Genomic DNA, 8,791 nt, shown 5'->3' on the forward strand with positions numbered 1-8,791 from the left:
AGCACCCATAAAAACCAAAGAGCGGAAAATTTACTTCGAACCTTAACACTATAAATCGAAAAACTTAAACCACAAAAAACCACCACTACCACCAGAGAGCGGCAGCGCCATACTAATATCACGTATCAGTCACCATGCCTCATCGCCAACTGGACTGCCCTCACTATCATCTCAGCAGTAATGTATGGCACAAACCCCAATCTATCGCCTCTATCAAAACACTCTTTATAACCCATTAGGCGAGCAGCATCACCGGCTATTGACAAGGCAGCCAGATGTCTGAGTGGCATGGCTCCCTTTGCATCAGTCGGAAGATTTCTATAAGACTTGAGACCCGCATTTATATCTTGAGACCTAGCCCACGAAATCACTTTACCTGAAAGCATTTCAACATCTCTAGGAGAAATATTTATAAACTTCTCTGGAGGCTCTCTATCAAGAACAACCGGAACATGACCACATCTCTTCCCAAAAATATATCCAACCGCCTCCGAGAACTCTCTCGAGGAAACAGATGCAGCAAGGGAAACTCTAAAATGGTCTGCACGCTTTTTTACTGAAGGAATAACCTGAACATCAACATCATCAATATTAATTACGCAAAAGTGCTCTCTAGCCTCATCCATCTCACACTTCCACCCTTGAGCTTCCAGAATCGATAAAAATTCAATTTCTTTCATAACACAGCACCAGGAAAGTTTATTATCTCAATAGGGATACCATTAGGATAACCCTGATTTTTTAACGGAATTCCGGGAATAAGCCCAAAGCTTTCAGCAACTTTCCCCCTAGGAGTTGAGTCCCCATCTTTTATCTGAGGAAATATCTCAGACTGACGAATACTTAAGCTTGCCCCTCCCGTCTTAATTTCAATTATCTTCAGAGCGCCATCAGGCGCTTCAGCTACAATAGCTGGCCTGCAACGGCCGAGACCACAAGACCCGCCAAATGATATTTCCTTATCACTAACTCGATACCCTTGGGAAGAAAGCTGATCCTTAATATCATCCACCATATTCATATGATGATCATAGTGGTCTCTAATGGTAATTTTTGGGGTATCTACCCCACCTTTTGCCACATTAATTGCTTTACCGGCAATGACGCCCTCGGCACTCCCAAGCAGCAGCCCCGCCATGAGCGTCCCTCCGCCCAAACGCCAAGCTCCGTACTCGTCGCTAGGACTGATCGGCTTCCCTTAAACGGTAAAAAGGGGACAGATTTATTTTCCGCACTCTAATCCTGGCCGACTGATCAGCTTTAGAGTAGAAAAAATAAATCTGTCCCCTTCTTGGCCCTTTTTGGCCGATTTATTTATTGCAATCTAATCCTGACCAACCGATCAGTTTTAGGGAAGGAAAAATAAATCTGCCCCCTTTCGTTCAAGAAAAGGATATTTCGCAGCAAGCAGATAAAAACACCGGCGCAAGGCCGGTGTCAGATCAATTCAAACCTCTGCACATTAAGTGCACCGACTAAAAGCCAAGCGTAAGGCCGCACCTACATCAGAAGGATTACTACCGCCGGGAATAATTACATAATCAGTCTCACTTACGCCCTTGCCACTCCAGGCTTCTAGTTTTTCGTGATGACTAGGGCGAATAACTATCTGCCCCCCCTTACTTTCGATACTACATTTTTTCATATCTTTAAATAATGCACGCTTAGTCTTGTAGCCATAGCGCTCCAATGTACTGTTAACCCATTGATCATATCGCTGACTGGTCAATTCGTAGTCGTATAAGTCCATATCAAAGGTAGCTTCAGGGTGAATCCAAACATCCTTACGCGGCTCGGGAAGCACAAATCGGCTATGGGCCAGCGCATCCAAAACCATAACACCTAACTCTTGATCACTGATTTCAGGACTGGTGTGATGCTCGACACCCAGCGGATCAGCTCGACTACCCCGATAGCCAGAATAAGTTTTAACGTAAATAAATTCATTATTTACCCCCGCATCCGCCCAGGCTGTTTTCACGACATCGTTCATATTAATTAACCTTGGTAATTTTTACTGTAACGCCTTTGCTCTGACCATATTCAATGGCTCTATTGATTTGCTCCCACTGAGCACTAGTCGTGACATCAGGAATGGCAACCTGCAATTCGCGAGCGGTAATTTTACTCGAAGTAACTGTTACACCCTTCAAGCCAGCTTCAGAAAAATTAGCAACTGCATCAATATTTCCTTTGAGCGACGAATATACTTGTCTCGGATTAGCAATTTTGGCAGCAGTCGTCGTATCAAGTGTTTTGGCGCTTGTCGCTATACCAGTGGTCTCGTCAAAAAAATCAAACGTGTTGAAGTTAGGCGGTAGTCGAGACCCTACTGGCAGTTGCGTCCCAAGGTAATCCTCCCAAGGCATTCCTTGACCTTGAATACCCTTGCCCCACTCAATCCCAGTAATGGCACGGTCTACTCCCCCCCCAGTTGCTTTTGCACCCTCTCCCGCAAGCTTACCCTCAACCCACCCTAAAATCGCCTCACCCAAATCCTTGGCAACCTTGCCAGCTGTCGTAGTCGCCTTTCCCGCCGGTCCTCCCGCCAGCACGGTTTCCTCGATAGTCGTGTCCCGGATGACATGATCGCTGACGATGTTGCCCAGCGCATCGCGTATATACCCCTGGCTATCCTCCTGTCCTTTGAAGCTACCGATCTCTCCAGAGTGGGCGTTAGCCTGCTCCTGGCCGTATTGCTGCACTGCTTTGACCACGTTCGCCCAGCTGGCAGAGCCCTGATTGCCCAAGTAGGGTGTGTTGAACAGGCTGCTATCCGCAAACTGTTCAGGCGTAGCCTGGAAGGCATAGACCGGCTGACCGTATGCGGTGATCGGGGAACCATCGGCCCAGGTCAGCGGACGGTTTTCCAGTTGCATGGCGCCGAGGACGCTCTCGGCAATACTGGGGAAAAGGGGACAGATTTATTTTTTCTACTCTAATTTCGGCCGTCCCGGCCCTCTTCTCTCAATCCGCAGCCCTGTCAGTCGCTCTACTTCATCAACAAAGCGCGTGTTACCTGTTAACTGACCTCGCTGCAGGGCCTCTCGTATTAGCGAGTTTTCTTCAAACGTGCTTTGTTGATCCAGAAAATTACGATATCGGGCCCGACGCTCAGCATTCGAATTGCCCAGCGCCTCGAAGCAACGGTCAAAATCCAGCCATGCGTCTTCGCCGCCGACATGCTGCGTATAGCTAGACCACGGGTAGTTTTCCGCGTGTGGTACCAACCTTGCGCGCACCGGATTCAGTTCAATGTAACGACTGCAGGCCAGTAGATACTCATCGGATTGCACAACGCTGGATTTGAAGCGACTCTCCCAAAGCGTTCCGCTACGGCCCTCCAGGCGATTCCGGTAACGCGTCGCACGGGCAGCAAGGGTCTTCATCAGCTGGCTTAGTCCAGACAGCGAGTCACCCGGCTCTAGCAGTAAGTGCACATGATTGGTCATCAGGCAGTAGGCATAGACCCTGACACCAAAAACGTCCTTCAGATCACGAAGATCGGCAAGGTACCGCTCATAGTCATCCCGCTCCACGAAGACCACTTGACGATTGTGACCACGTTGCACAACGTGATGTGGGTAGTTCGCCAAGAGTATCCGCCCCATCCCAGGCATATCAGCAAGCCCTCCACATCCCATCCAGTACATTTGCATGAGATTGCCATGCCTAGGCTTGCCTGCTGGAGTCTGGCGAGATCCGAAATTAGAGTAGGAAAAATAAATCCGTCCCCTTTTCGTCTTGGCTGGGGTTTCTATTACAACTAAACTATTTAATCCCTCTAGGCCAGATTCCCTGACTTTCCTCTAACGTAATCATCAAGATATTCTTTTAATGGCTTTGCAGTCCCAAGAACATGCAACTCCCCGCTCTGCTTATCAATCAAAAATGGACCATTTCCAGCCAGCTGGGCTGATGGATTTCCAGTTTCTAAATACTCTTCGGATTGAAAGCAAAAAAACCAGCCTTCTGAGAATTCGCCCTCATGAGTAATGCACAAAGGCACCTCTGAATCTCTCAGGTACTCCTTGGCTCGTTCCAAAGCATATTCGTAAGTCACCATCAGTTAGTCCTCAGCAACTGCAAAGTCTTGAAGTCACTTCGGGAAAAAGGGGACAGATTTATTTATTGAACTCTAATCCTGACCAACTGATCAGCTTTAGGGTAGGAAAAATAAATCTGTCCCCTTTTCGGCCCTAACCCTAGCCTACCAACCAGCCTCAGGATAGGAAAAATAAGCCTGCCCCTTTTCGTATTCCCAGCCAGATCACCACTCGCTAGCAACTTACACTCTTTTGCTTGGCCTCCAGCGCCTTAAGCGCCCGCATTCCTATAAACGAGAAGCCAAGAAACGCAAATACGACCAAATGCATCGCCAGGCCAGGCCAAGAGCGAACATAAAGGGCAAACAGCGTGTCAACTACATATGCAACAAGCGGAACTATCAAAATCTTGGGAAAACTGTTCGAAGCGTAAGCGATAACACCGAGGATTAAAGCCACAACAAAATGCGGCGCAGCACCAGGAATAGCGAATGGAGAGACAAAGCCGGCAAGAACCATCACATCATGGTGCAGGGACAGAAATACCCCATTTGCAGCAGTGAAGCCGGCAACCCAGTATGCCCAGTTACGAGGTGCCTTGCGTAGACGCTGCATACGGAACGCCAGTACTTTTGGATCGTTCACATCAGTCATATTCTAATTTCCCCATGGTTACTTACAAGTGAGTAGAGAGCGGCAAATTTTCTTCTTGATAGGCGTCAACCTTTAGCGATATTGACAGATCTGTTTTCGCAACCCCCACCAACCAATCCGAACTAGAGCAGAAAGAATCAATAAGACCTTTTCAAACCATCTATTTATTTCCCATTCGATGGACTCGTACCGCTCAGTAGAAATCGAAAAACATCGCCCGCACGCTCCGCCCCCTCGACAGCGAGAAACTCCCGGTACATCCCACTAAACGATTCGCAAATCACCTTAGGTTGGTCACGGTATTTCGTCTGGTCTCGAATAACCTCAAGCGCACCGGGTTGCTTACCCTCCAGCCGCCCCAGCGCCAGGCGCAGATCCTGCTGAGCCTGCGGCGTATTGATGCTTGAATGCGGCCTCAACGAGGCGGCCTCAATCAGCGCGGTAAGTGCATCGACATCCGCCGTCAACAGGCTCATTGGCAGAAGCTGCTGAACATCGGCTAGGCGTGCAGAAGAGTTATCCATCGCGAAATCAACGCAATGTTGCGGGTTGATAGCCTCCAAGGCGGCCATCTCTGCGATTTGGGTCTCCCAGTAGCGAACCAGTTCGGGGCCTGGCGCCTTTCGAAGGTAGTCGGGTATGGCCTCCCGCAGTTTCTCGTCCGCCAGCCGATGCAACTCAGTGGGCGACAACCCTTGTCGCCCACCCATGTCCAGGCTTTCCTTGAGAGCCGTATAGCGGACGGGGTCGTGCCGGGCTATGGCTTGCAATACGGGAGCTCCCTGCAAATAGCGCTCTAGCCCCTGCTCGTCCCGGCTTGGCGCCACGAGCGACGTGGCATAGTTTCGGGAGTCCACCACATCCGTAATGATGTACTCACGCTTAAGCTCGGCGTTGTCGGGGAACCACAGCTTGTCGGGGGGAGTAGTCATGGCCTTGAAAATGAAGACAGGCGAGGCACCTCGACTCTTAAGCGCCTGGCTGAATACAGCATTCAAATCAAAATTGGGCTGATTGGATCCAACAAGGCTGGGGCTATGGAAACCAATCCTGCCCTTCTCCCCCAGCAAGCGCTCCTGGCCCGCCAGGAAGGCCAATGTGCAGGCACTTATGCAGTCGCCCGAAGTGTAGGTTGTCAATTCCCTGCTACGAATGAGGTCGGCGATGGACATCGCCTCTTTGACCAGCCCCCCCGAACTGTTCAGGTGGATGATCCTTACATCCGGGTGCTCATCAAGGCTCTTTTGCAAAGCAGCGAAGGTGCCAAAAGAAATTCCTCCGGCAAGCTCCAGTTCCGTATCGTCCCGCATCAGGCTGAGGCGATAGGGAGGAATCGGGCTCTGGCCCAACGCCAAGGTCAAAGTGGACCTGATAACAGGGATCCCCTCCGTCACCACGGACGCCAGCGTCTGCATCAAGCCGATGGCTACCAGAATGCGAGCGGCCGTCGCCCAGAATGCCGTTCCGCCGCGAGCAACATGCAGCGATGCGGAGCGCCAGATGCCAACTACCTGCCAAACCGTTACCACCAGCAACAGGCCATAAAGCAAGATAATCATCGCGCAGGACATCATGGGATCTATCGCAACCCCTTTCATTGCGACCTGCAGTGCCCACGATGCCGCCATGCCGGCAACGTTCACCAGCATTCCGTTGATCCAGTAGGAGCGGGCCAAGGAATACTCCCCGCGCCAGTGTCTGGTCATAAAATTCCCGGAACGAGGCAAATGCTCACCATGTGGTTGTTCCGACCCGCGATCAGTTACCACACGGGCTTTCTGAGAATCCTGTCCCTGCACGGTGGAAGAGTCGATCTGCTCCATAACCTTTATCCTTGTAACCCCTAACCCTCAGAGGTTGCGAAAGGTAAAATATTTATTACCAGAAAGAAAATATTTATTTATCGCACTATACTTCTACTCAAAAAACAGCCTTAGAGCAGAAAAATAAACCCACCCTTCCCATCTCTTTCTCCCTCGCCCTTTCTTATGGAAAAAGGAGACAGATTTATTTCACTCCAATCCCGCCCGACCGGTCAGCTTTAGAGTAGAAAAAATAAATCCGTCCCCTTTTCGCTCTTCCCTCCCTGCAGTCGACTTCATCCGACCATCTTTTTTAGAAATCGAAGCCCACTCTTATCTCGAACCACATACACGGACTCATACTGAAAAGACAGGATAAATCCAAAACCTGTTTCCTCGGAGAGTTTAGTTAGAAACCCTTCAATATCAGATTGACTATAATCGAGAGCATTTGCCCTACAATGAATCGCCCCCCTTATGCCGACCTTCCATGCAAGCTGGAAGCCCTCAGCCACAATTTCATCAAATTCATCGGCATAACGAAAAACGAAATGTGAACCTGACCTATTAAAATCCCCCCACAACTCCTCCCCCTCATACGAGAAGCACTCTCCTATACGAGAGAGAACCTTGGCCACATCATCAAGTTTCGCCCCCTTCTCCAACTCCAAAGACATTGTAATAGTCATCACCCACCCTCAATAATTTTAAATTCCCCGTCCTTCATCAAGAACAATGTTTTCAGCCCTTGAATCGGACGACTTTCCAAGGCTTTTGAAACTTGCTCTATGCTTAAGGGAGAATCCGCCAAGTTAACAACAACATTTGGAGCCTGCCTTTTGACTTTATCCTCTACGGTCATCAACACAGACCCTACACTACCAGTTCGCGGAGATGCTACATCTGCTACTTCACCATTGATTCGAAGATCCGGATTAGCTTTATTTTTTCCTATATTCGGAAGCTGCTCTACGTCATATCCAGCTTGCGCCAGCTTTATAGCAGCTTCATTTTGTCTATCCAGTGACCGTACCATCTCTGGATTTGCATTTTTTGGGGGAACTTCAGGGTCTCCTTTCAAGGACCCCTTACTTGGCAAACCGCTGGATCCCGCCTCAGCGTCCGCCGAGACAGTGGAGGAGAATGGACTTTTCCCAATCGCCGGTCCCTCAGCTACTACCCCATAAATCCCCAACCCATTGAGGATAGCTGTAGCTCCCCACAACACCTGCTCACCAGTGCTAGGCACCGCACCGGATATAGGATTCGCTCCCCCCGCTGCACGGTAGATCTGGCAGGCGGTCGCCGCTACACCAAAGCCACCGCAGCCAACATCGAATGCGTCCGCCGTCCATTGCTTAAGGGCAGCATCCGCTTGAGCCCCAATGCTCTGCTGTTGCGCTTTGCCTATCTGCGCCTGCTCGTCCGAAGCAGGAACCAGTTGCCATTCCTTGCCCTGATCAGTGACCAGCACTTGGTCGGTCACTTGGCAGAAACCATTGGACGACCCTACGCAAGGGATGATCTCCCCAGGTTTGGTCTTGACCATGATATCGGGCCCCATGTCCGACGCGGGAGCGAGCAGCTCAGTCTCCAGCACACTGCGACCTTTTTCCCGCAGGGCTTGGATATCCTTTTTCAACTGCTGGCAAGGGCCGCTGGTTGACGCGCCTGCCGGGCAATCTCGCTGGTACTGTACTTCTTTCAGGTTCAGGCTGATTTTTTCGTCAGTGGAAAGGTGGTTGTTCTCCACTGCGTTCTTGCCAGACTGAGCTCCCGCTATCGCCCCAGCACTATCCCCCGTCAGAGCCCCGCCAATTAAACCGGCGGCGAGGGAGGAAAGCGCCGATACAGTCTGCTTTTCGCTTTCCGACAATTGATCCGAGCTTTTGCCCGGATAAAGCTGTGCAGCAATCAACTCGCCAGTTGCAGCACCAGCGGCACCAGCCGCTGCGGAGTTACCCTGCGCCTGGGCAACCGCAGCTCCCAATACCGCCTGGGCCATAATTCGAACAGTGTCGTTGTTGCCAGCCTGTTGCTTGATTAAGCCAGCCAGGTAAGGCGCCGAAGCCCCGGCTAACGCCGAACCGATATCACCTCCCGCAAGGCCTTGAAGAGCAGCTGTTACCGCCTGTGCGACTTTCTGATAGTCGCCACCCGTTCCATAGTCCTGCATCGCTGCCTTGTACGCGGCGCTGCTCTGGATCTGCTCTCGGGTCGGGTTATTGATCCCGCTCTTGGCTAGCTCCTCTCTCGCCGCCTTGTCGGCATTGATCTCCCCTTGCGCCC

Annotated in this window: 10 protein-coding genes; all 10 read right to left on the reverse strand. The window is 50.7% G+C overall.

The features are described from left to right. Positions 1-125: 125 nt before the first annotated feature. Positions 126-680, reverse strand: a complete 555-nt coding sequence (locus P3W75_RS01820; RefSeq protein WP_276225659.1) for a DUF6990 domain-containing protein — start codon at positions 678-680, stop codon at positions 126-128. After that, a complete protein-coding gene (locus tag P3W75_RS01825) occupies positions 677-1,138 on the reverse strand; it encodes a hypothetical protein (RefSeq protein WP_276225660.1) in 462 nt (153 codons plus the stop codon). Before P3W75_RS01825 ends, P3W75_RS01820 begins: the two co-directional genes overlap by 4 nt. Positions 1,139-1,462: 324 nt before the next feature. Then, positions 1,463-1,993, reverse strand: a complete 531-nt coding sequence (locus tag P3W75_RS01830) for a contact-dependent growth inhibition system immunity protein (protein ID WP_276225661.1) — start codon at positions 1,991-1,993, stop codon at positions 1,463-1,465. Position 1,994: 1 nt separating this feature from the next. After that, on the reverse strand, positions 1,995-2,879 hold the full coding sequence (locus tag P3W75_RS01835) for a hypothetical protein (RefSeq protein ID WP_276225662.1): 885 nt from the start codon (positions 2,877-2,879) through the stop codon (positions 1,995-1,997). A gap of 54 nt (positions 2,880-2,933) precedes the next feature. Further along, positions 2,934-3,620: a transposase gene (locus P3W75_RS01840; RefSeq protein ID WP_276225668.1), complete on the reverse strand. Its 687-nt coding sequence runs from the start codon at positions 3,618-3,620 to the stop codon at positions 2,934-2,936. A 164-nt stretch (positions 3,621-3,784) separates the two neighbouring features. After that, a complete protein-coding gene (locus P3W75_RS01845) occupies positions 3,785-4,066 on the reverse strand; it encodes a YrhB domain-containing protein (RefSeq protein ID WP_276225663.1) in 282 nt (93 codons plus the stop codon). A gap of 214 nt (positions 4,067-4,280) precedes the next feature. Then, positions 4,281-4,700 carry a hypothetical protein gene (locus P3W75_RS01850; RefSeq protein ID WP_276225664.1) on the reverse strand — a complete coding sequence of 140 codons (420 nt, stop codon included), beginning with the start codon at positions 4,698-4,700 and terminating at the stop codon, positions 4,281-4,283. Between the two features lie 164 nt (positions 4,701-4,864). Further along, a complete protein-coding gene (locus P3W75_RS01855; protein ID WP_276225665.1) occupies positions 4,865-6,523 on the reverse strand; it encodes an ATP-dependent Clp protease proteolytic subunit in 1,659 nt (552 codons plus the stop codon). A gap of 275 nt (positions 6,524-6,798) precedes the next feature. Beyond that, positions 6,799-7,191, reverse strand: a complete 393-nt coding sequence (locus tag P3W75_RS01860) for a hypothetical protein (RefSeq protein ID WP_276225666.1) — start codon at positions 7,189-7,191, stop codon at positions 6,799-6,801. Next, a partial coding sequence (locus tag P3W75_RS01865; RefSeq protein ID WP_276225667.1) for a VENN motif pre-toxin domain-containing protein occupies positions 7,191-8,791 on the reverse strand: 1,601 nt, incomplete at its 5' end. The genes P3W75_RS01865 and P3W75_RS01860, both read right to left, overlap by 1 nt.

It is taken from the genome of Pseudomonas citronellolis (assembly GCF_029335315.1).
GTDB classification, from domain to species: domain Bacteria; phylum Pseudomonadota; class Gammaproteobacteria; order Pseudomonadales; family Pseudomonadaceae; genus Pseudomonas; species Pseudomonas citronellolis_A.